A 23,076-nucleotide genomic window follows, 5' to 3' on the forward strand; every position below is an offset into this window, starting at 1 on the left:
TGTCAAAACTTAAAAGAGTAACATGCAAAGGTTAACCGTGAGGAACCGTTGGGAGGCGATTTGTAAAGCTATCAGCAATATTCCTGTTAAGTATTTATTTGGTTTGTTCCTGTTAATGGCGGTGGCCGTATCCATTCATTCCTGGTATTCGTCTAAAGACATGCCACTGGAGCTGTCGGACTGGACCCGTTATAACAACTTCGTTATTTTCAAGCGGTCTTTTTTCCACCTGATTCATCAGCAGGATCTGTACCTCTATTATCCCTGCGAGTATTTCGATCTCTATAAGTATAGTCCTTCTTTTGCCTTGTGGATGGGGCTTTTCGCCTGGATGCCGGATCTGCCGGCGCTGATCTGCTGGAACCTGATGAACGTAGCGGTGTTCATCATGGCAATGAAGGTGTTGCCTATAAAGAACAAAAAGTTGCCGGTGATGCTGTTGTTCCTGGCAATTGATATGATGATAGCGCTCACCAGTTCCCAGATCAATGTGCTCATGGCGGGTGTATTCATACTGGCCTGGTATTGCATGGAGAATAAAAAAATATGGCTGGCCGCGCTGTTGCTGGTGTTTACGGTATATATCAAGATATTCGGGGTAGTGGCAATGTCGTTGTTCCTGTTGTATCCTCAGCGCTGGAAATCGGCCTTATATACAATATTCTGGGCGGCTGTTATCGCGGTAATGCCGCTGGTAGTAGTATCCTGGGATCAGCTGATGTTCCTTTACAAAAGCTGGGCGCATCTGCTGACGCATGATTACTCTGTTTCCTATGGCGTATCTGTGATGGGCTGGTGGCATACCTGGTTCCACCTGACCTTTAACAAACAACTCTTTGTATTGACGGCAGCCGTTATATTCATGCTGCCCTTCATTCCGATCCTCTATAAAAAAGAAAAGCAGTACAACCTGAGCATGCTTGCGTCTGTACTGATCTGGGTGGTGATATTCAATCACAAGGGGGAATCGCCTACTTACATTATTGCATTAACCGGCGTAGCGATCTGGTACTTTACGCAGGATAGGCCGTCGGGATTGGATACGGCGCTGGTGGTACTTACACTGGTATTCACTTCCTTCTCTTCTACCGACCTGATCACGCCGTATTGGATCGCCAGGAATTATGTGGAGCCCTATGCGGTAAAAGCAGTGTTCTGCTCCATCGTCTGGCTGAAGATAGTGCTGGAGCCGTTCTTCGTGAAGCAGGAAGTACCTGCTGTTTCCAGCGACCTAAGCGAAAATATCCGCCTAGGTCACCAGAAGCTGGAGCCTACCAGCTAGTGCAGGCTCTTATTGTTGTTTCCGTAAATATTTTGTGAGGATGACAATTGTTTGTCCTTCTATCTTTCCTTCGATCTGTTCGGTATTATCTGGTACCAGGCGGATATTTTTCACGACGGTACCTAATTTGGCATTCAGGGTAGATCCTTTTACATCCAGCGATTTGGTGAGGACTACCGTGTCGCCGTTCAGGAGTTGCTGGCCGTTACAATCGCGGTGCAGTTCTACGGAGCCATCGCTTTCATGATCGCCGGTAGCTTTGGCCCAGGCCAGTGCTTCATCGTTCAGGTAAATCATATCCAGGCTGTCGGCCGCCCAGCTTTCGTTGCGTAAACGGTTGAGCATTCGCCAGGATACTACCTGTACGCCCGGAACTTCGCTCCACATGGAGGTGGTGAGGCATTGCCAGTGCTGATTGTCCAGTTCGGCTTTTTTCTCAATCTGGGCTTTACAGGTATCACAGATCATGATACAGTTGTCCTCATCTGTATAGGTTTGTGGCGGAACTTCGTAGATGCTCAGATTGGTTGCCGCCTCGCATAATTCGCAATGCCCGTTGCTTCTTTGGGCTAATAGTTCGTTCAGCTTCATATTGTCCTTTAAAAATGGGCACAAAGGTACGAGAAAGAATTAGGAATGAAGAATGTGGAATTAAGAAATAATGCGAAAACCTCAGCGGATATTGCCGTTTGACAACATTATCCGCTGAGGTTTTCGCATTATTTCTTAATTCTTCATTCCCTTTTCTTAATTCTTTTTTCCTACCTTCGGCAATCGCAGACAATTCATTGACAACCTGTCCTTTTCATGCTTTTCAACTCAATTAATTTTGCCATCTTTCTGCCAATTGTGTTCATATTGTATTGGTTTGTTACCAATAGAAGCCTGAAGGCGCAAAATTTCCTGTTGCTGGTAGCCAGCTATTTCTTTTATGCCTGCTGGGATTACCGTTTTCTGTTTCTGCTGATCTTTTCTACATTGCTGGATTACTTTACAGGGATTAAGATGTCGGAAGCCCGGAGTGAGGGCGCTAAGAAAGGATGGTTCTGGCTGAGCGTGTGTATCAACCTCGGGTTCCTCGGCGTATTCAAGTATTTTAATTTCTTCGCCGGCTCTTTTGCCGATGCGATGGGCCTTTTGGGGGTACAGGTTCATCCCTGGGTGTTGCAGGTAGTGCTGCCGGTGGGGATCTCTTTTTATACTTTTCACGGACTGTCGTATGTGATAGATATTTATAAAAACAGGATACAGCCCGAGCGTAATTTTGTGGTGTACTCTGTTTTCGTCAGCTTCTTTCCGTTGCTGGTAGCCGGACCTATTGAGCGTGCCACTCACCTGCTGCCGCAGATCAAGCGGGAAAGGGTGTTCAGCTATCCTCAGGCGGTAGATGGTTTCCGGCAAATATTGTGGGGCATGTTCAAGAAAGTGGTGATTGCCGACAACTGTGCTTATTATGCCAATCTTATCTTCAATAATTATCAGCACTATTCCGGCAGTACGCTGTTGATGGGAGCGTTATTCTTTACGTTCCAGATCTACTGCGACTTTTCCGGTTACTCTGATATTGCGTTAGGTACAGCAAAGCTGTTCGGCATCGACCTGCTGCGTAATTTTGCCTATCCGTATTTCTCCAGGGATATAGCAGAATTCTGGCGACGCTGGCATATTTCGTTATCGTCGTGGTTCCGGGATTACCTTTACATTCCGTTGGGAGGCAGCAAGGGCAGCACCTGGATGAAGGTCAGGAATACCTTTATCATTTTCCTGGTCAGTGGTTTCTGGCACGGCGCTAACTGGACCTTCATTGTATGGGGGGCATTAAATGCGCTGTATATCATGCCACTGGTGATCTTCAACAGGAACCGCAACAACCTGGAAATAGTGGCGCAGGGCAGAATGCTGCCAGGTTTACGGGAGATATTACAAATGCTGGTGACATTCACCCTAACGACCTTTGCCTGGATTGTTTTCCGTTCGGAAAACATCTCACAGGCATACCACTATATCAGCGGCATCTTTTCGCGTTCCTTATTCAAACAGCCGGAACTGATGCCCATCAAGGAGATCGTGCTGATCAGCATATTCATGATTATTGAGTGGATGGGGAGGGAACAACCTTATGCTATTGCCCGGCTGGGCTTCCGCAGGCCCCGGGTATTCCGCTGGGCAGTGTACTACGTTATCCTGTTCTGTATCTTTTATTTCGCGGGTACAGATCAGCAATTTATTTATTTCCAGTTTTAAGCATGAAGAATATTATTATAAAAACGGGCATCTTTCTTTTACCGGTGATAATACTTGCATTGGTATTTGAGACAATGTTGCGCCGTATTCCCAACGAATATTCGTACAAGAACCAGTATATGTTGCAGCATGCCGACAGTATTCAGGTACTGGTATTAGGCAGTTCCCACGGTTACCTCGATCTGAATCCGGCCTATCTCCCACCGCATACTTTCAACGCGGCGCTCAGCAGCCAGAGCATTGATTACGACCTGCAGATACTTCAGAAATACGATACCTCCTGGAAAAGTCTGAAATACATTGTACTGCCTGTTTCCTATTTTACCTTATTCAGCAATCTCTCAGAAGCCGGAGAATACTGGCGTGTAAAGTACTACATGTTGTATTACCAGTTCCATTCCTCTCATAAATTCAACGAATACACGGAAATACTTTGTGGTAGCCTGGAGCTTAATTTAAGGCGCCTCATCAGATACTATCTGCTCCGGCGGCCTGTTGTAGGCTGCGATAGCAACGGCTGGGCAATTCCCTTTCCGGTGAACCAGGATGTAGCAGCCAGCGGGTTTGAAGGCGCCAGAAAACATAGGGTTGCCAACCTGCAGAAACTATATCCGGCGCATAAGGCCATTTTAGAAGAGATCATTGCTTTTGCGAAGAAGAAAAATGCAAGGGTGCTTTTTTTTACGGCCCCGGCCTACTCTACTTACTATAACAACCTGGAGCCAAAACAACTGGCGCTTACGCTTTCCACCATGTCTGAACTCGTATCGCAAAACAGTAATACCAGCTACTATAATTTCCTGCGCGACTCTTCATTCACCCTCAGCGATTTTTATGACGGAGATCATTTGAATGGAGTTGGAGCGGAAAAGATGTCGAAGAAAATAGATAGCCTGCTTCGCAGGAATTAAGAATAGGGAATGAATAATGAAGAATGACAGCGGAGATAGTAAACGCGAAGATCATATTCGCTACTATCTCCGCTGTCATTCTTCATTATTCATTCCCTATTCTTAATTCTACTGTCGTTCCATTCCTCTTCCTGCTTTCATCAGCAGCTTCCATGAAGGCCATCATTTCGAGCGTTTCTGCCGGAGGCACCGGAGGGATACCGCTTTCGAAGAAGGCGGTGATTTGTTTCACCAGCGGCACATAGGAATTGAAGTCGCCGATGGGTGCGATGGCTTTTTCACCGAATGCGTGGCCACCGAAGCCATAGGGGCCTTTCTTCACACCGCGGAGGGTACCGATTCGTCCATCGGCCCATACAGCGGTGATGTAATCCATGTCGGGCTGAGTGATGCGGGTGAGTTTTTTACAGCCGGTGCCCATGATGGCGTAGAGCATTTCCACGCCGTGAATGCCATACCAGAAAAGATCCGGATGGGTTGATTCTGTAGGAGATGGCGTGTAAATATCCGCTCCTGTTACTTTGCCGATGCTGCCGTTTCTTACCTGCTGGATACTTTCAATAAAGCGAAGTGCGGAGGAGGTGAATACCGGCACTTTGTATTGCTGAGCGGCATTGAATATAGCTTTGGCATCTGCGAGAGAAGCAGCGATTGGTTTATCGATGAATACCCGTTTGCCTGCTTTGAAAACAGGGATAGCCTGTTCGAGATGTACTCTGCCATCGTTGGATTCCAGGAGTACTACGTCGCATTTCTTCAGTAGTTGCGGAATCGTGTCTACGATTTCCACGCCCAGTTCTTTGACGTGTTTGAGATTTCCCGGTACCATTTCCAGGCTGGAGGCGATGTCTTTACTACCTTGCGCATAGGCGGCTACCACGTGGTATCCGAGGAAAGCGGGATCGGGTACGGCGGCATTCAGCATTTTAGTGAACTCGACACTATGCGAAGTATCCAGGCCGATGATGCCTACCCTGCGGCCTGCGGTGGGCAGTGTGCCTGCCAGCAGTTTCTCTGCATTTCCGACCAGTCCGAGGCCGAGGCCGGCCAGTGTGGTGTTGCGGATAAACTGCCGGCGGCTGTTTGAAGCACTGTTCATTCCTGTTGTTTTGAATTATTTTACTATTTCTATGATCTTACCACTTTGTTTCTCTTTCAGGATCAGCTTAGTGCTGCCGAAGTGCGTAATTTCTTCTTTGATGAGATAGTGTTGCTCATCGTAATCCACCAGTGTAGCAGGTTTGCTGAGGCCTGTTTGTCCTCTCCAAATATCCAGCTGTACCGGTTCCCACAGTTTGCTGGCAGCGCTGCGATAGGCGGCATCCAGGATGGCGTTCACTACATAGCCGTCGTAGAAAGTTTCTCTTGGTGCGCGTTTTTCTTCGATGGCATCAAACATATCGGCGAACATGTGGTTGTAGCCGAGCTCATTCAGTTCATCTCCTACAGGGAACAGCCAGCCACTGTTGCTTTCTGCTTTTTCTGCCACATAGTCGGCGCCTTTTCCGGTAGTGAACATATCGAAACCGGTACGCAGGAAGCTGTTCAGCCAGATCGTACCTTCGGTGCCCATTACTTCGTCGCGCAGATCGAGGCCACCGCGGAATGTCCAGCTAACTTCAAACTGACCAATGGCGCCGTTTTCATACTTCACCAGTGCAATGGCATGGTCTTCCGCTTCGATAGGTTTTACCTGTGTATCTGCCCAACACATAACTTCCACCGGCCTGATATCTTTCCCGATAAAGCTGCGGGAAATTTCCACGCAATGACAGCCCAGATCGAGGATACATCCGCCTCCGGCCTGTTCCTTATCCCAGAACCAGTCGCTGTGCGGACCAGGATGTGTTTCCCTCGATTTTGCCCAGAGGATACGGCCTAAGGCGCCATCCTGCACACTTTGCAGCGCTTTGGAAAATTTCGGCGTATATACCAGGTCTTCCATATAAGCATGGAAGATGCCTGCTTTTTCTACTGCCAGCAGCATACGTTTGGCTTCTTCTGCATTACGACCCAGCGGCTTGGTGCAGATCACTGCTTTTTTATGTTTGCAGCATAATTCCACTGCTGCTTCATGCAGATGATTAGGCAGGGCAATACATACCACATCTACTTCCGGATGACTGATTGCTTCTTCCATGGAGGTAGTGGTATGCGGCACGTTATAATCGGCCGCAAACTGCTGTACGCTTGCTTCCCTGCGTGAGTAAATGCTGACTATTTTATCCCTGCTTCTTTGTCCCTGTATGGAATCGGCATAGAACCTGCCGATGAAACCTCCGCCCAGCATGGCAATTTTTCTTCCCATAAAAAAGTTTTTATTGTTTGTTTTTGTTTTCCCTGAATAGAAAGATAAAAAGTATCATCACTCCCATCGTAATTATGGCGGGCATCAGCCAGATGTTTGTCCAGTGATATTGTATGTTGTTACCCGTAGCAACACTGTATTTCAGCGCTACAAAGCCCGACACATAAGAGCCCAGCAGCATCCCTACACCATAGGTAGCAAACGTAATGAGCCCTTGCGCGGCACTCTTCACCGCCTGCCCTGCCTTATGATCTGTATATATCTGTCCGGTTACAAAAAAGAAATCATAACATACGCCATGCAGGAGAATGCCTCCATACAACATCCAGACCAGTGAATGATTATCACCGAATGCGAAGAACACATAACGAAGTATCCAGCAGCACATACCAGTGAGCAGCATTTTCTTCACTCCCAGCCGGCTGAACAGGAAAGGCATCAGCAGCAGGAATGCAAACTCAGATACCTGGCCCAGCGTCATTTTCCCGGCAGCATTTACCATCCCGGTACTGTTGAGAAAAGGATTGGTTAAGCTGTAGTAGAACGATAACGGAATACAAATGCAGATGGCGGCTATAAAGAATACCACGTATGTACGGTCTTTGAATAGTATCAGCGCATCCAGTCCCAGTATATCCGCCAGTTTCACCTGCCGCCGTACCGGTGGCGCCGGTGGCAGCAAAAAGCTGTACAGGCCCAGCAGCAACGAACTGCCGGCGGCTATACGAAAAGGCATGGCGGTGGCTTCTACCTCCAGTGATCCTATGAGCAGTCCGGCTGCGATCCATCCTACGGTGCCGAATACACGAACAGACGGGAACTCTTTCCCGGGCTCTTCCATCTGCCGGAAGGATACGGCGTTGGCGAGCGACATGGTAGGCATATAGAGCAATGTATACAACAGGATAAGCCACCAGAAGCTGTTGAAATCGGGCACCATGCTGATCCGGTAAAGCACTGCAGCCCCGGCGAGGTGCAGTACAGCCAGCACATGTTGCGCTGAGAAAAATCTGTCGGCTACCAGGCCTACAAAAAACGGCGAAATGATAGCGGCGATCGACAGGTTAGCATAGGCAGCACCTACCTGCACTGCATCCGCTTTCAGCGATGCCATGAGATAGGTGCCCATGGTTACGTACCATGCGCCCCAGATAAAATACTGAAGCAGCATCAGTACAGATAAACGGATTCGAACGGACGGAGACATAACTTAGTTTCGGTTTGAGAAATACATCCAGTCCAGGTTAAACAGGTGACCATCTTTGCCGTCCGTGCTCCTGGTGATAACGTAGAGATCATGTTGCCCTTTTACCGGCTGCATCGGCGCACTGATCACTTTCCAACCGCTCTTTGCATCCGGTGCGGTGCCGGCAGGAACTACCACCTTGCTGATCACCGGACCATCGGGTTTATCGAGATGCACCTCAATAGTACCGCCAGCTCCCTGCAGTTGTGCATTGTAGCGGATACCTGCTACATTATCCAGCCAAAGCTGTTTAAAGTGGCAGAAGCTGTTGTTGTTGGCATAGCAGTAAGACAAGGCCAATGTGGTGACGGTGCTGATGAACATATTCCCTTCATCAAAATCCTCCAATTGTACTGTCGGATGCTGAAGCAGGATATAATCACGTCCGGTAAGCGGCTCTATGCCATTGGCGCCCTTATCAGTATAAGATGCCATCAGCAGGTAAGCGCCATCGTTGCCTTTGCCGATATGTTTATTCAGCAGCTGCGTGCCGTGCATGGGCAGCGAAGCGCCGGCGTTATTCAGGGAAAGGATGTACTGCACAATTTCGCGTGCATCGTCCTGCTTCATATCCGGGTGCGACGACATAGTACGATTACCCCAGTTGCCGCTGCCGCCGGCAATGATCTTGGCGGCAAGTTTACTGATGGTGGCTTCATCAGCGGAATAACGTTTAGAGATATCCGTTAGACTGGGCCCTACGGAAGTAGCCTTCTCAGCGTGACAGGCTTTACAGTCGAGCGACCAGAAAAGGCTGTTGCCTTTAGCATGCTGCAAAGACGCTGCCGACGTGCCTTTGGCCAGTACAGGCGCGAGGTCTTTGCCCACCGGCATATAGTCGAAAGAGACCTGTACCGTGCTGCTATCCGGTATTCCATCTTCCTGATCCTTTACTACTACCTCATAGTCCAGCGGAACATTATCCCAATAGAAGCTGCGGTTGGCAGTGGTATTGATTTTCACCGACGGAGGAGCGTTGCCCACTTTAACATCCAGGGCAGCGGTACCTTCCGCGCCGTGATTATCTTTCACCGACAATATTACTTTGTAGATACCCGGTTGTTTGAAGGTGTAATTAGTTTCAGCACCTGTGAGCGTTTCATTGCCAACCTTCCAGGAATAGGTCAACTGGTCGCCTTTGTCGTAGTCCACTGAGCCGGTGGCCGACAAATGCACCTGCAGCGGGGCAGCGCCATATAGTTCACTGCTTTTAATGACGGCTACCGGTTTGCGGTTGCCTTCCGCATAGGTGATCCGCACGAGTTTGGCGTCGGAATTTTTAGCGAACCAGTTGGTACCGTATTCCAGCATATAGATACTGCCATCAGGAGCGATCTGCATATCGACCGGTGCAGCAAATTCAATATTTTCGAGGAAAGGCTCCATGCGGAGGTAGTTTCCATCTTTATCGAGTGTCACTGCTTTCACCCAATGACGTACCCAGTCGTATATAAATAATTTACCGTTGTAATAATCCGATAATTTATAAGGGGCATCCTTATACAGATCGCTGTAGAATACAGGGCCTGCCAGTAATGTCTCTCCCCCCTTCCCTACTTGCGGGAATATGGGAGATGCAGCATCTCCATACCATATCATGGCTGGCTGTGCAGGCGGCAATTCTTTGATACCGGTGTTGTTGGGAGAATTGTTGACAGGATGCAATGGATCTTTAGCAGGTCGTTCTTTTTTAGCGGCATAGTCCCAGATGGGATAAGCCTGGTTGTTACCATTGAAATAAGGCCAGCCGAAGAAGCCTGGTTTCCGTGCCTGGTTGATTTCATCGAAGCTGATGGTGCTGCCTTCATTCGAGGGCACCTTGGTATCGGGCCCGATGTCGCCCCAGTATAAGAATGCATTCTTCATGTCTACATGAAAGCGGTAAGGATTGCGGCATCCCATCACGTATATTTCCGGACGTCCTTTGGAGCCATCTTTCGGGAAGAGGTTACCATCGGGGATGGAATAGGTACCATTTTCTTCCGGCTTGATGCGGAGGATTTTTCCGCGCAGGTCGTTGCTGTTGGCCGCGCTGCCCTGATCATCGCTGAGGCCTCTGCCTGGCCGTTCATCTACCGGCGTATAGCCTTCTGTTTCTTCAGCATTGGTATTATCACCGATAGACAGGTACAATAAGCCACCCGGGCCAAAGGAAAGATAGCCGGCAGAGTGGCAGCAATAGCGCCGTTGTGTTGGCACCTCCATCACAACCTTTTCGGTAGAGCGATCCAGCGTATCGCCACGCAATTCCATTCTTACGAGTTTGTTATACCACTTTTCACCGGCGGGTGCATAGTAGAAAAATACGCGGTGATTGGTTTTATAATCCGGATCCAGTGCGGCACCCAGCAATCCATCTTCGATGCCACTGAACACATCAAAATGACCTATCGCTTTGGTTTGGCGTAAAGCGGCATCATACATTTTCACATCTCCCTTACGCTCAATAAACATGACGTTACCACCAGGCAGTATGCACATTTCCATTGGTTCATCGAGCCCATGGTCTAACACCGTATAGGTGTAACGGTTAGTATCCGGCGGCGCCAGCGTCAGCGAAGCTTTTGTATAATCCGGCAGTTTATTGCCACCTATCAGATAGCCCATTGCTTTGCTAACAGCGCCTGCATCGGCATTGGGTGAAACGATGTATAACCTGCCACCGTCCTGCTGTAGTTCCCTGTCTGTTGCCAGGTCTTTCCATTCATGCAGCCACGTCCAGTCTTTACGCTGATCTGCCGTATCCTTTATAGCGAGGATACCACCACCACCTGCTTCAGCGTAGCGTTTCAATGCGGGTACCTGTCTGAAACCGAGACTATCCGACAAAGAAAAAGGCAGACAAACAGCGCTGAACTCCCGCAGGGAATCTTCCTTGAACAGGTGCCGGTCGCCCGTCAACACCAGCTGCCATCCTTCCTTGCGGGCGGTTTCCTGGATTGACTTTACCCAGCTACTTTCGCGATTGGTTGTGTAACAAAGGATACGGGTCGTGGATCTCTTGCCGGTACAGGCAAAGAGCAGCACTAACAACAACAGTTGAACTAATTTCTTCATGGTTCGTCATAAATATCGGCAGATGGTTTCCCATCTGCCGTTGTTGGAATAATAATTAGTAGCCCGGATTCTGTTTGATGGACCCACCGCTTTTATCGATTTCCGATTGTGGGATCGGGAACAGGTATTTACTGCCACCGGCAGGGGCTTTGAAGCTGCCACCTTTGCCGTTAGACCAGGATTTTGTGGAATAGTCTTTCATCGTAGATACGTAGATATTCCAGCGCAGCAGATCGAACAGGCGGGTATATTCGCAGCCCAGTTCTACCCGGCGCTCGTGGCGTACAGCCGTGCGCAGATCGTCGCCGGCAGTTACCATTCGCAGCGGCGTATTGGGGATCTTGCGTATGCGGGAAATCGCTTCCACATCTGTGTGGGATGATCCGGAAGCGCGGGTGCGTACCTGGTTGATATAATCAGCTACCGTTTGTTTATCGCCACCACTTTCCAATACTGCTTCTGCGTACATCAGCAATACATCTGCATAGCGGATCAGGTACATGGTCCATGCATCGTCGCCCCAGCCTTGTCCGCGGCGGTCGTATGTCAGGAATACTTTCCTGTTATGATGGCCGGTGTTGGGATAGGTGGAGAAGTCGAGCACTTCCGGGTTACGCGGATTCGGGAATACATCGCCCTGATCGAGCAGGGTAAACAGGGCGCGGGGATCGCCCGGCTCAAACTCGTTCACCAGCGATTGAGTAGGGCAATCGAAGCCCCAGCCGCCTGCACTGCGGGGAGAGCAGTATACAGGTATAGTTGATCCGTAGATAAATGAGCCGGGATCATCTCCAAAGATGATCGGGAAAACGGATTCCCTGCTTTTGTAACCATCTTTCAAAAACAATTGCTGGTATTGTGGTTCCAGGCTGAAGGCCTTTGAGTCGATCACTTTCTTTGCAGCATCACGGGCTTTGGCGTAAAGTGATTTATCGTCTTCCGCGAAGAAGAGATAAGCTCTTGCCTGCAGGGCCCACACCACTTCTTTTGTAACGCGGCCCAGTTCCAGATCCGGTATATCGTTGCGGGAAGGGAGTGCCGGTTCTGCAGCAGCGGCATCCAGTTCAGCCAGAATGAACTGGTATGTTTCGGTGGAAGAAGCGCGGTTTATTTTATTACGATCAGCTACTGCCACTGTTTTCGTGATCAGGGGTACGCCGCCGAAAATACGCAGCAGATCGAGGTAATAGTACGCGCGCAGGAAGTGAACTTCTGCCAGGTAACGCTTGCGGGTATCGTCGGGCACCGGTGTACCTTTATCGTCTACGAGTGTGGCGCCGGGCAGGCGTTCCAATGCTACGTTACAACTGGCAATGCCGGCGTAACAGGCACCCCAGAGACCATTCAGTGTTTCGTTGTTAGTGAGCGTACGGCCGAATCCGAGATCGAGCACAAAGGGGCGGTCGTTGTTATCAGATCCACCTTTATCTGATTCGTCGGTGGCCATATTGCCCAACTCAGCGATGGCAGCCTGGTAGCCCCAGAAGTTATAAAAGCCGAGATAGCAATTCACGACAGTTTTATAGCCGGCTCCGGGCGAGTTGAAGAAGTTATCGTCTGTTTGCTGACCAGCCGGAGGCCTGTTCAGATAATCCTTCGAACAGGAAACGGCGAGCAATGCAACTATTAACGGTAAAGTATATACGATTTTTTTCATGAGTTGCGGTATTAGTGATTAAAACCTGGCGTTAAGTCCGATCATAAAAGTGCGGGCCTGGGGGAAGTATCCCTGATCGATACCCACCAGCCGGGGATTTTCGCTACCCATTTCCGGATCGAGACCGCTGTATTTTGTAAATGTGAACAGGTTCTGCGCGCCTACGTATATCCGTAACTGTGGTATATGTGCACGTTCCAGCCAGTTCGACGGGAAGTTGTATCCTACCTGGATATTCTTGAGGCGCAGATAGGAACCATCTTCCACGAAATAATCGGACACGCTGTTATTCAGACCGGCAACAGAAGAGATCTTATAATATTTGTTGGTGGAGCCGGGGCCGTTCCAGGATTTCTGCAGGAATCCTTTCGGAGCGTTGTACCAGCCGGTGCCGGCTTCTGTATCATAGCGCAGGATGTTCATCACATCATTACCCTGAGAGCCCTGCCAGAACATGGTCAGATCGAAGCGTTTATAGTTCAGACCGATGTTGATACCGTATACGAAGTCGGGCCAGGGATTGCCAATCATGGTACGGTCGGCAGCATCCAGTTTTCCATCCGGACCAGGCACTACCTTGCCGTTGGCATCGGTACCGTTGATATCTTTAAAGCGGAGATCACCAGGAGTGCTGATACCCTTCTGCGGGCTTTTATCCACTTCGTCCTGCGTTTGGAAGATGCCATCAGTTTTCCATCCGAAGTAATAACCAACCGGCATCCCCTCTTCCGTTTTACTGATTACTTCACCGAGGTGCGCAGTAGTATAGATAGGTTCGCCACCACCCATGCTCAGCACTTTGTTTTTGAAAGTGGAAACATTCAGGCGGGCGTTATAGGAGAAATCGCCGAAGGAGTGGGTATGTCCGATGGACACTTCCCATCCTTTATTGACCATTTTACCGGCATTGATCCAGTATGGGCTGCCGGCGGGGTATCCCATCGCAGCGGGGAGTGGCACCTGCACGAGCATGTTCCCCACCTTTTTATTGAAATAATCCACGCTTACATCCAGTTCCCCTTTGAAGAACTGCAGTTCCAGGGCAACATCGGCCTGCGTAGAGGTTTCCCACTGCAAAGTAGGATTGGCCATCGTTTTGCGTTCAGCGCCCAGGTAGGGGTTATTGGTGTTGCCAAACAGGTAGCGATAGAAGGTATTACCGTAGGTAGACAGATACAAACCGCTTCCTCCGCCCACGTTCTGATTACCGATGCTGCCATAGCTGGCGCGGAGCTTACCGCTGGTGAGCCAGGGAAGGTTAGCATCTTTCAGGAAGTTTTCTTCGGAGAAACGCCATGCGGCAGATACAGAGGGGAAAGTACCCCAGCGGTATCCCGGGCCGAAGCTGGAAGATCCATCGCGGCGCACATTGGCAGCGAGAATGTAACGGTCGGCATATACGTAGTTAATACGTCCGAGGAATGAATTCAACGCACTGGAATAAGTATAACCCGAAGCGCCTGGATTTAAAGTACCGGCATTGATAATACGCATATCAGGATCGTTGTTAACTATTCCTTGTTTGGAAGCACCATAGTTGAGCTCTTTCCTCAGCTCAGCAGCCACGCCCGCCATAGCTGTTACATGGTGACGGCCAAAGCTTTTATCGAACGTGAGTGTGTTCTCCCATACGAAATAGTTATTCCAGTCGGAGGTATTGCTCACCGTATTGAGATTGGCGTAATCGAATGGATTCAGGTAGTAGGAAGGCGTGAATCCTTTGGAGATGCCACGTGCCAGGTCCATTCCGAAGTTACTGCGGAAAGCGAGGGGCTCCAGGATTTTCACATCCAGTGCAGCGCCTCCCTTGATAGCGATACCTTCCCAGATGCTTTGCTGCATACGTTCTACCTGGCCAACGGGGTTGGGCTTGTTGGAATAGAGTATACCGGCATATTGGGAATAAGGATTGCTGGCATCATAGCCGTCCATGATAGTACCGAGTGTGGAGGGTATATCTTTCAGGTTATTGCGGAACACCGGTGTGATAGGATCTGCTGCCATAGCGCTGAAGATGGTACCGCTATAAGGATTGTTCTCATCCACATTGCGGCGGCTTTCGTAGATCAGTCCGATGTTGCTGCTGAATTTCACACGCGGGCTGATATCGGCTCCCACATTGGTTCTCCAGGAGATGCGCTGGTAATCGGATCCTTTCACGATACCTTCCTGTTTCATATAGCCGGCAGAAGTATTGTAGGTAAGATTTTTACCGGCACCGGTGAGGCCCAGGTTATAGCTTTGCACAACGGCATTATCGCGCATGATTTCTTTCCACCAGTCGGTGCCGTTAGGACTGCCGGTGTTCTCCGCAACGAATTTCAGCACCTGTGCTATTTTGGCGTCAGAATCGAGGCTGGTAGGCATTGGGGAGTTACCCGCGCTGTAAGCTCTTTTCTTATATTCGATGAATTCTGAGGCGTTGAGCATGTGCGGGCGTTTCCAGGCAGATTGTATGCCGGTGTAGCTGTCGAAAGTCACATGCATTTTCTGATCGGTTTTGCTGCCTTTGCGGGTAGTGATGATAACCACGCCGTTAGAGCCCCTGGCTCCATAGATAGCTGCCGCAGAAGCATCTTTCAGGATATCCATCGATTCAATATCGTTAGGGTTCAGCCAGCCGATATCGGTCTGAGGCAAACCATCCACGATATAAAGCGGAGCGTTGGCGCCGCTGATGGAACCGATTCCCCTGATGCGTACTACCGGCGGAGATCCGGGGCTACCGCTGCTTTGCGACACCGTTACGCCGCTCACCTTACCCTGCAGGGCTTCTGCCGCGTTGCGTACAGGTACGTTGCGCAGGTCTTTGCTGCTGATGGAGCTGATAGCCCCTGTTACATCCTTTTTGCGTTGGGTACCATAACCGATCACCACTACCTCATTGAGGCCACTGGTAGATTCCTCGAGTACGATTGCCAGCGGTGCACTACCGTTTACTGTCACTTCTTTCGATTCATATCCCATATAAGTGATCAGCAATACGGCACCGGAGGAAGCCTGCAGCGAAAAGTTTCCCTTTGCATCCGTAACAGCGCCCTGGCTGCTGCCTTTCACTTTAACAGATACCCCTACGAGCGGGTTGCCTTTACTGTCTTCCACATGACCGGAAACAGTATTATCGGCCGCTTCGGCGCGCGGAGCAATCACGACCAGGTTATGGTCTACGATCCGGTAAGAGATGGTGCTGTCGAGAATCTTGTTCATGATTTCGGCGAGCAGTGCATCTTTAACGTGCAGGTCTATTTTACCTAGGCGGCGGATGGTGTTGTAGTTATAAAAGAAGCGATAATCGCTTTCTTTCTGGATCTTTTCGAAAATCTTGTCTGCGTCGGTTCTGCTAAAGGAAAGGGTAAATTTTTCCTGCGAAAATACCACCGCTGAAGCATGCAAACAGGAGAGCAACACCACAACAAAGCATAACTTCATAATGAGGAATAATTTGATGGTCTGGCCGGGCGCATAGGAAGTCCCTCCAAATCTTCTTTTTTTCATAGATTTGTTTTAGAAAGGTTTGTAAAGTAGGGCGTAAGCAGAGTTTCGAAGCCAGCTTACCCCTGTTGATACATAACAGCCTTTTTGGAGGAAGAGTTAGCGCTCTTCCTTTTTGTTTGTGTTGTCAGGAACTACCTTGTCTATGTGCGTGTGTGTTCATTACAGGTGAATTTTTGAGTTGATAAAATGATGATCCGTTATTTGTACAGTTCTACGTGCTGTCCGTTAATACTATAGTGGAATGGTGTAATCATCTGCAGTAGCCGTAATGCTTTCCCGATGTCTTCTTTTTCGAATCCGCCGCTGAGTACCTCGTTTTTCATACTATCTTCCTTAAAGGATATGGTTACATTAAATTGTCGTTCCATTTTGCGGGCCACCTCTCTGAAGGTTTCGTTGGTGAATACCAGCTTTCGTTCTTTCCAGGCTGTTTCCACAACAAGACTCGAATCGGCGCTGACGGCGAGGTGTTTCACCTCATAGTTCAGGCGTTCAGAGAGTGCAGGGGCCTTGCCGTTGGAAGCGGCAGGTTCGGTCATGACCAGTTTTTCATTTGGCAGCAGGATAACCCGGTTATCGGGCCGGCTGTGCATTACCACCTGTACCTTTCCGCCGATAACACTCACTTCAGCGCGGCGGTCGTCGTTATATGCTTTGATATTGAAAGAAGTGCCCAATACATGTATATCCATATCAGCGGTATGAGCCACGAAAGGGCGGACCTCGTCTTTTACCACGTCCAGGAAAACCTCTCCGCTGACATGTACATTTCTGTTGGTGATACTGAATCCGCCATCATAGCTCAGTTCACTGCCGGCATTGAGCCAAACGGTGGAACCATCGGGCAGGATAGCTTTGATGGTTTTGCCCATCGGTGCAACAATATGTTGCGTAGCAGCAGCTACTTCTCTTGCTTTGGTGCGGTAAAGCCATTGCCCTATGGAAGTGGCGGTCACCAATATAGCCGCAGTAGCTGCCACGGCCCACCAGCGCCGGCGCCGGCTGACCACCTGTAAGGTTCCCGGCTCGAGCTGTGAGGCCAGTTTATCCCAGCCGACTTCCGCGAAAGCTGTTTTTTCCGCAGCATCCACGTCACTGGCGCCCACCCTGCTGATCACTGCTTCCATAAAAGCGGCGTCAGGATCTGTAGCCAGCAACTGTGCTAATTCTTCCAGTTCTTCCTGGGTAGCTGATTGTCCTGCTTTTTTTGCCAACAGGGCTGCTAATCTTTCTGATTTCATTGAATTCCGGATAGGATATGTGTATAGGGACACCCCTAAAACAGGAATTCCCTAAAAGAGGGAAAAAAATTTTTTTAAGGCGGTGCCCACCTTTCCGGACGTACGGGGAGTAGTGTTGCAGGGCGCAAAAGATTGCAGGCTTCCTGCCAGTTTTTTCATCGCGATGGTTAACTGAGCGTCGATTGTTTTTGTAGAGAGACCGAGGATATTGGCGACCTCCCTGTAGGAAAGCTCATCCTGTTTCACCAATTTGAAGATCAGCCTGCATTTAGAGGGCAGCTGCCGGATGGCGTCATCAATTGCCTGTTGCAACTCATGTGTGAGCAGGCGGTTTTCGGTGTCTGGTTCGAGGTGAAAATGTTGTACGTGCAGGGAATCGAGGTCAGCCCCGATAACATCCTTTTTGCGCAGGTGATTGAGGGCCGCATTTTTTACGGCAACATAGAGATACACTTTCAAATCACCAATCTTATCAAGCGTATAGCGCCTTTCCCATAGCTTCACAAAAACGTCGTTTGCTATCTCCTCTGCTGCCTGCCGTTGTTTCAGAAAGGCGAATGCGAACTGGTATAATCTGAACACCAGCTGCTCGTAAAGCGCCTTAAATGCCTGTTGGTCGTCATGAAATTGTATGCGATAAAGTAACTCTTCCATGTTCACGTGCATACCACAAAATAAAATTTTTCCGGTAAATCGTAACACTTTTTAATAAATGACAGTAAACTATCGCTTTTTTTGCTTTTGGGAGTCAGTTCCGGTTAATAGCTACCAGTTTTTAGTAGAAAGTAATTAAAATACGATGTGCTTATTCAAAAACTCCCATAAAGGTATCGTGCGGTTATAACAATTGTAACAGAAATCCACCTATACTACCGATCAGTATAATATACACGGTACTTAATTTCTTCATAAAAAGGGTCAGCAACAGACAAACCATTAAAATCACCGCGCTTCTCCATGTTTCAACGGACAAGGTCAGCAGATGCAGTCCTACTGCGGCAATAATTGAAATGGATGCAGCACTGAGCCCGTCTAAAAATAGTCTTAGCTTTTCGCTCTTCCTGGCAGATGAGAGCAGCTGATGAAGGAAGAATGAGATAAAAAAAGAAGGCAAGAAAATGGCGATGGTAGCTAATACGCCACCTGTTGTTCCGCTGATAAGATATCCTGCAAAGGTGGCGCTCGATAGTATAGGCCCGGGTGTAATCTGGCCAACGGCAATGGCATCCATCAGTTGCTGCCGGGTTAGCCAGCTGTTGTTTCTTACAAGGGCTTCGTCCATATACGCGAAAAGTACATAGCCGCTCCCGTATAAAACAGCACCTATTTTGAGGAATATCAGAAAGAGTTTGCCTTCCGAAAAACGGGGAGAACTTTGCTGCAGCAGTGGCAGAAATAATAAGCCGGCAAATAAAGGCAGTTTATTTTTTACGGTAGCAGCGAAGTAATTTGCTACCCCAGCCCCCAGTATCAGCAGTACTTCGTTCATGCCATATAATGAGCACGCAAAAACCAGCACACAAAGCGCAATAAGGACCCGGTTATTCTTCAGGGTCTTGTTCCAAAGCCGGAACACCGTGCCGATGACCAATGCGGTGGTAGCGGGTCTGATGCCCCAGATGAAATGCTGTACATCCGGCAACGCGCTGTATTGCTGATAAAAATATCCGAAGAGGAGACAAATTAGCATAGCCGGCGTTATATAACAAATCCCTGCCACTACCAGTCCCAGGCGACCGCCCCTCTCCTTGCCGCAGTGCATCACTACCTCCACTGCATTAGGCCCCGGAATGATGTAGGACGTGCTTAGCACATCCATAAAATGCTGGTGATCTATCCACTTCCGCCTGACCACCATTTCGTCTTCGATAGTGGCCACCATACCGGCGATGCCGCCAAACCCTATGGTTCCCAGTTTTAAACAGGAAAAAGCAATTTCTTTGAGTTTCGTTGCTTTACTTGCGGGGATATTTTCTGCAATATCTGGTAACATTCCCTGGGCATTGCTTTATAGATTAAGAAAGATGTACAAAATAAAGATAGCAGAAAGCATTTCAAAATCTTTTGGAAACAAAATCTGCGGCAATCACTGCACCCTCCATGTACCCTGCAAACCCACTGGCGGTTTCAGTTCCACAGAAAGATAATTTTCCATTCATATAAGTACTTTGCAATAACGGATGTCCATTATATTGGTGAGGCCGATGTATGACAGGGTTTCCATCCAGCACAAATTCGTCTGCCCAGACTTTATCAAAATAAGTAACCGGACTCCTTGCCTTTTCTCCGAATAAATCGCTGATCTGCTGCAACACCAATTCTTTTCTTATGCCCGGCTGATAAGATGCTGCAGCACTATTCAGAAAACCGGTGAACCCGAATTTGTTTTCTTCAAAATTGGTATGGTCGTACATTTCCACAATGATTCCGGCATGGCTGTACAGCATGCCGGAATAACCGTTGTCGCGCCAGAACGGTGCTGCATATTCCAATGTAAATTTTACCGCACCAGCCATCCACGTCTGAACGGCGGGCAGCAGGTGGCGGACATCATCAGGCAGCCCGGGGAAGAATTTTATTTTTGAAGATGCCAACTGCGGAGGTACGCAAACAACCACGTTCTCCGCGTAATATTTCCCGCCATCAGCGGTGAGCAGCAGCAATTGATCTGCCGCTTCGTTAATGGCAGTAACCTGTTTATTTAAATGGATATTTTCAGCCGGTAACTTCCGGGCCAAAGCATCAATCAATGCCTGCGTGCCTCCCGCAATCCGGTATGATGGGCTTTCTGCTTCAGGAACGAAAAATTTTTGGGGAGGCTCAAATGATTTTGTTTGAAAGAGGGAAATGCCTTTTGAATATTGCGGGTACCTGGTCAATCCTAATTCTTCCATCAGGGATAACAGATGAGGATGTACATCCGAAAACCAGGTGGCACCTAATTCCAAAGGTGTTTCCAATATGCCTTTTACCGTTTGAATTCTTCCGCCCAATCTTGAGGATGCTTCCAAAACACTGGCCTTGATATGCTTTTGTGATAGTAACCATGCTAAAGTAAGTCCACTTAAACCACCACCGACAATAATAATTCGTTCGTTTAACTCCATCCTGCGAAATTGATCATTTGACACAAAATTTTATTGTACATATCGGAAAAACAATGGTAGTTATCAGCAACCCTTTAACGGCAGTTGTTGAATGCTGCACTATTTTGTATTTTTAATTAACATATGGCAAAGAAAGAAACAGATCCCATCAGGGAATATCATCTCCATCAGCATCAGCCTGATAAGGCACAATTTGTCATACATAATTTAAAGGACTACCTTAAAGCCTATCCGGACGACACCACCAAACCACACATACATAGCTATTACCAGATTATCTGGTTTAAAAAAGGGCATGGTAAGCATTTTGTTGATTTCAAGGCCTACGATGTTTTTGAAAATGCCATATTTTTCATCGCTAAAAATCAGGTACATTATTTTGACCAGCAAACAGATTATGAAGGAGTGCTGATCCATTTCAGCGAGTTATTTCTGGGGCATAGTGACAACGGAATTGATTTTCTTGTAAAACGCAATCTTTTTAATAACCCATATCAAACACCTTCCTGCTGCATTGGTCATGAAACTGAGCATCTACTGGAAGAATATATCCGGCAGATCGAAACCGAATTGGCCAACGATGGCGGGTTTGCACGGGAAGAATTGCTCCGGGCTTATCTGAAGGCCTTTTTGATACAGGTGCAGCGCAGGAAAAATGATTTTGAAAAAAAAGATAGTGAAACACCATTTGAGCTGGATGAAAAAAGAACGCAGCTTATTCATTTTATCAATCTAATAGATGAAAACTACAATAAAGGCCTGACGGTATCAGAGTATGCGGATTTAATGCACATCTCCACCCGTACTTTATCAGACCTGACCAATCAGACACTGAACAAAACGCCTTCATTGATGATACAGGAACGTATTATTCTGGAGGCACAACGACTACTTTTACATTCCAATCTTAATGTTAACCAAATTGGCTATCGTTTGGGATTTGACGATCCGTCCTATTTTGTAAAATACTTTAAGAAGCACGCTAATATTTCTCCTTCAGAGTTCAGGAAATCCATTTCTTAAATACGTTTCCGAAATCTACCATTTAATTTCACTTCTATCCATTTCCGCAGAACAGGCTAATCGGGAACTTTGCCTTATAAATTTAAAATCTTTATACAATGGCAAAAGCTTATTTAGCAATCAGTCTGAAAGTTGATGAAGCAGACAGGGGTAATGCAGCAGGTGTGTATAACAAATATAAAGCACCGTTCCTGGAAAACATTAAAGGAGCCCTATCAAAGGAGCTTTTGGTAAGAACCGAAGATGTACAGGTATTACACGGATTCGAATCTGCAGCAGATGCGCAGGCGTACTTAACCAGCGAACTATTCAATAACGACGTGGTAGTAGCATTAAAACCTTACTTAAAAGACACGCCTGATGTGAGAATATATACAGTGGCCTAGCTGTATTTTAGTTAACACAGAAAAGATGCTGCCTCTTACGAACGACAGCATCTTTTCTTCAAGCTCAGAAAATGATCAAAGCAAAAGGATATGCGGCGCATAGTGCCGAAGCGTCATTGGTTCTATTCGATTTTGAGCGAAAGGAACCTGAAGCAAACGACCTGCTGATTGATATTCTATACTGCGGTGTTTGCCACGCCGATATTCATCAATCAAAGAACCAGTATGGAGGTACCGTGTATCCGTTAATACCGGGGCATGAAATTGTGGGACGTGTTAAAGCAACAGGTGATCAGGTGACGGGATATAAAACGGGCGACCTGGTGGGTGTTGGCTATTTCATTAACTCCTGCCGGCATTGCAGTAGTTGTGACGAGGGTGAGGAACAATATTGTGAGCATGGTATTACGCCCACACAAAACGGAAAATTACCGGATGGTTCCGTTACAAAAGGAGGCTACTCGAACAGTATAGTAGTGAATGAAAAGTATGTGCTGAAGGTACCGGAAACATTACCGGCAGCTGGTGTAGCACCTTTGTTGTGCGCCGGCATTACAGCTTACTCTCCCCTGCGTCACTGGAAAGTGGGTAAAGGGCACAAGGTGGCTGTATTGGGACTTGGAGGCATCGGCCACATGGCGGTAAAATTCGCTTCCTCTTTTGGCGCTGAAGTTACCGTACTTAGTACTTCTCCTTCAAAAAAGGAAAGCGCACTGAAACTGGGAGCGACGCATTTTGTACTGACTTTGGACGGCGGGCAAATGAAAGCTGCAGCTTCCTCTTTTGATTTTATCATTGATACCGTGTCGGCCAAACATGATTACAATATGTACTTAAACCTACTGAAAAAAAATGGTACGATGATACTACTTGGCGTTCCGCCGGAAGCTCCGCAACTGACGGCCTATATGCTGATTTCAAAAAGAAGAAGGCTGGCAGGTTCATTGATTGGCAGCATCGGCGAAACACAGGAGATGCTGGATTACTGCGCCGCGAATAACATTACTGCTGACGTGGAGGTAATTGCACCGGATTATATCAATGAGGCCTTCGAGCGTACATTGAAAGGGGACGTGCATTACAGGTTCGTCATTGACATGAAAAAACTATAAAATAAAA

The 23,076-nt window shown here is 48.0% G+C and carries 17 protein-coding genes; 6 read left to right on the plus strand and 11 right to left on the minus strand.

The genetic code is table 11. From position 1 onward, the window contains the following. Nucleotides 1–22: 22 nt before the first annotated feature. A complete protein-coding gene (locus UNH61_RS18425; protein WP_326993453.1) occupies nucleotides 23–1,282 on the plus strand; it encodes a glycosyltransferase family 87 protein in 1,260 nt (419 codons plus the stop codon). Between the two features lie 9 nt (nucleotides 1,283–1,291). On the opposite strand, the gene UNH61_RS18430 is transcribed toward UNH61_RS18425, so the two are convergent. Then, nucleotides 1,292–1,873: a PhnA domain-containing protein gene (locus UNH61_RS18430; protein ID WP_326993454.1), complete on the minus strand. Its 582-nt coding sequence runs from the start codon at nucleotides 1,871–1,873 to the stop codon at nucleotides 1,292–1,294. A gap of 216 nt (nucleotides 1,874–2,089) precedes the next feature. On the opposite strand from UNH61_RS18430, the gene UNH61_RS18435 reads away from it, so the two are divergent. Then, entirely contained in the window at nucleotides 2,090–3,526 is a 1,437-nt protein-coding gene (locus tag UNH61_RS18435; protein ID WP_326993455.1) for an MBOAT family O-acyltransferase, read from the plus strand. A 2-nt stretch (nucleotides 3,527–3,528) separates the two neighbouring features. Further along, nucleotides 3,529–4,437, plus strand: coding sequence for a hypothetical protein (locus UNH61_RS18440; protein ID WP_326993456.1), 909 nt, complete (start codon nucleotides 3,529–3,531; stop codon nucleotides 4,435–4,437). 85 nt (nucleotides 4,438–4,522) lie between these two features. On the opposite strand, the gene UNH61_RS18445 is transcribed toward UNH61_RS18440, so the two are convergent. The 10 genes from UNH61_RS18445 to UNH61_RS18490 all read right to left on the minus strand — a co-directional run bounded on the left by UNH61_RS18445 (nucleotide 4,523) and on the right by UNH61_RS18490 (nucleotide 20,548). Then, a complete protein-coding gene (locus tag UNH61_RS18445; protein ID WP_326993457.1) occupies nucleotides 4,523–5,536 on the minus strand; it encodes a Gfo/Idh/MocA family oxidoreductase in 1,014 nt (337 codons plus the stop codon). Between the two features lie 15 nt (nucleotides 5,537–5,551). Beyond that, a complete protein-coding gene (locus UNH61_RS18450; protein WP_326993458.1) occupies nucleotides 5,552–6,745 on the minus strand; it encodes a Gfo/Idh/MocA family oxidoreductase in 1,194 nt (397 codons plus the stop codon). A gap of 10 nt (nucleotides 6,746–6,755) precedes the next feature. Continuing rightward, nucleotides 6,756–7,952: a nucleoside permease gene (locus UNH61_RS18455; RefSeq protein WP_326993459.1), complete on the minus strand. Its 1,197-nt coding sequence runs from the start codon at nucleotides 7,950–7,952 to the stop codon at nucleotides 6,756–6,758. Between the two features lie 3 nt (nucleotides 7,953–7,955). Further along, nucleotides 7,956–11,048, minus strand: a complete 3,093-nt coding sequence (locus UNH61_RS18460) for a PQQ-dependent sugar dehydrogenase (RefSeq protein ID WP_326993460.1) — start codon at nucleotides 11,046–11,048, stop codon at nucleotides 7,956–7,958. 55 nt (nucleotides 11,049–11,103) lie between these two features. Further along, nucleotides 11,104–12,705 carry a RagB/SusD family nutrient uptake outer membrane protein gene (locus UNH61_RS18465; RefSeq protein WP_326993461.1) on the minus strand — a complete coding sequence of 534 codons (1,602 nt, stop codon included), beginning with the start codon at nucleotides 12,703–12,705 and terminating at the stop codon, nucleotides 11,104–11,106. 18 nt (nucleotides 12,706–12,723) lie between these two features. Continuing rightward, nucleotides 12,724–16,200 carry a TonB-dependent receptor gene (locus UNH61_RS18470; protein WP_326993462.1) on the minus strand — a complete coding sequence of 1,159 codons (3,477 nt, stop codon included), beginning with the start codon at nucleotides 16,198–16,200 and terminating at the stop codon, nucleotides 12,724–12,726. Nucleotides 16,201–16,397: 197 nt separating this feature from the next. Further along, complete coding sequence (locus UNH61_RS18475; protein ID WP_326993463.1) at nucleotides 16,398–17,441, minus strand: FecR domain-containing protein; 1,044 nt, start codon at nucleotides 17,439–17,441, stop codon at nucleotides 16,398–16,400. A 51-nt stretch (nucleotides 17,442–17,492) separates the two neighbouring features. Continuing rightward, nucleotides 17,493–18,107 (minus strand): RNA polymerase sigma-70 factor, encoded by a 615-nt coding sequence (locus tag UNH61_RS18480; RefSeq protein ID WP_326993464.1) that lies wholly within the window; start codon nucleotides 18,105–18,107, stop codon nucleotides 17,493–17,495. A 172-nt stretch (nucleotides 18,108–18,279) separates the two neighbouring features. Next, nucleotides 18,280–19,434 carry a chromate efflux transporter gene (chrA, locus tag UNH61_RS18485; protein WP_326993465.1) on the minus strand — a complete coding sequence of 385 codons (1,155 nt, stop codon included), beginning with the start codon at nucleotides 19,432–19,434 and terminating at the stop codon, nucleotides 18,280–18,282. Between the two features lie 61 nt (nucleotides 19,435–19,495). Next, nucleotides 19,496–20,548 carry an NAD(P)/FAD-dependent oxidoreductase gene (locus UNH61_RS18490; RefSeq protein ID WP_326993466.1) on the minus strand — a complete coding sequence of 351 codons (1,053 nt, stop codon included), beginning with the start codon at nucleotides 20,546–20,548 and terminating at the stop codon, nucleotides 19,496–19,498. A gap of 123 nt (nucleotides 20,549–20,671) precedes the next feature. Here UNH61_RS18490 and UNH61_RS18495 point away from each other — a divergent pair, with 123 nt between their 5' ends. The 3 genes from UNH61_RS18495 to UNH61_RS18505 all read left to right on the plus strand — a co-directional run bounded on the left by UNH61_RS18495 (nucleotide 20,672) and on the right by UNH61_RS18505 (nucleotide 23,069). Further along, a complete protein-coding gene (locus UNH61_RS18495) occupies nucleotides 20,672–21,571 on the plus strand; it encodes an AraC family transcriptional regulator (RefSeq protein WP_326993467.1) in 900 nt (299 codons plus the stop codon). 98 nt (nucleotides 21,572–21,669) lie between these two features. After that, nucleotides 21,670–21,957, plus strand: a complete 288-nt coding sequence (locus UNH61_RS18500; protein WP_326993468.1) for a hypothetical protein — start codon at nucleotides 21,670–21,672, stop codon at nucleotides 21,955–21,957. Between the two features lie 71 nt (nucleotides 21,958–22,028). Next, entirely contained in the window at nucleotides 22,029–23,069 is a 1,041-nt protein-coding gene (locus UNH61_RS18505; protein WP_326993469.1) for an NAD(P)-dependent alcohol dehydrogenase, read from the plus strand. Nucleotides 23,070–23,076: the final 7 nt, after the last annotated feature.

The sequence above is a fragment of the Chitinophaga sp. 180180018-3 genome, from assembly GCF_037893185.1.
In the GTDB taxonomy this organism is placed as follows: Bacteria; Bacteroidota; Bacteroidia; order Chitinophagales; family Chitinophagaceae; genus Chitinophaga.

Coding starts and splice junctions, on each gene's coding strand:
- UNH61_RS18470 (WP_326993462.1), bottom strand. CDS start 16,200: ATGAAAAAAAGAAGATTTGGAGGGACTTCCTATGCGCCCGGCCAGACC.
- UNH61_RS18430 (WP_326993454.1), bottom strand. CDS start 1,873: ATGAAGCTGAACGAACTATTAGCCCAAAGAAGCAACGGGCATTGCGAA.
- UNH61_RS18475 (WP_326993463.1), bottom strand. CDS start 17,441: ATGAAATCAGAAAGATTAGCAGCCCTGTTGGCAAAAAAAGCAGGACAA.
- UNH61_RS18445 (WP_326993457.1), bottom strand. CDS start 5,536: ATGAACAGTGCTTCAAACAGCCGCCGGCAGTTTATCCGCAACACCACA.
- UNH61_RS18435 (WP_326993455.1), top strand. CDS start 2,090: ATGCTTTTCAACTCAATTAATTTTGCCATCTTTCTGCCAATTGTGTTC.
- UNH61_RS18505 (WP_326993469.1), top strand. CDS start 22,029: ATGATCAAAGCAAAAGGATATGCGGCGCATAGTGCCGAAGCGTCATTG.
- UNH61_RS18460 (WP_326993460.1), bottom strand. CDS start 11,048: ATGAAGAAATTAGTTCAACTGTTGTTGTTAGTGCTGCTCTTTGCCTGT.
- UNH61_RS18480 (WP_326993464.1), bottom strand. CDS start 18,107: ATGCACGTGAACATGGAAGAGTTACTTTATCGCATACAATTTCATGAC.
- UNH61_RS18495 (WP_326993467.1), top strand. CDS start 20,672: ATGGCAAAGAAAGAAACAGATCCCATCAGGGAATATCATCTCCATCAG.
- UNH61_RS18455 (WP_326993459.1), bottom strand. CDS start 7,952: ATGTCTCCGTCCGTTCGAATCCGTTTATCTGTACTGATGCTGCTTCAG.
- UNH61_RS18500 (WP_326993468.1), top strand. CDS start 21,670: ATGGCAAAAGCTTATTTAGCAATCAGTCTGAAAGTTGATGAAGCAGAC.
- UNH61_RS18490 (WP_326993466.1), bottom strand. CDS start 20,548: ATGGAGTTAAACGAACGAATTATTATTGTCGGTGGTGGTTTAAGTGGA.
- UNH61_RS18440 (WP_326993456.1), top strand. CDS start 3,529: ATGAAGAATATTATTATAAAAACGGGCATCTTTCTTTTACCGGTGATA.
- chrA (WP_326993465.1), bottom strand. CDS start 19,434: ATGTTACCAGATATTGCAGAAAATATCCCCGCAAGTAAAGCAACGAAA.
- UNH61_RS18425 (WP_326993453.1), top strand. CDS start 23: ATGCAAAGGTTAACCGTGAGGAACCGTTGGGAGGCGATTTGTAAAGCT.
- UNH61_RS18450 (WP_326993458.1), bottom strand. CDS start 6,745: ATGGGAAGAAAAATTGCCATGCTGGGCGGAGGTTTCATCGGCAGGTTC.
- UNH61_RS18465 (WP_326993461.1), bottom strand. CDS start 12,705: ATGAAAAAAATCGTATATACTTTACCGTTAATAGTTGCATTGCTCGCC.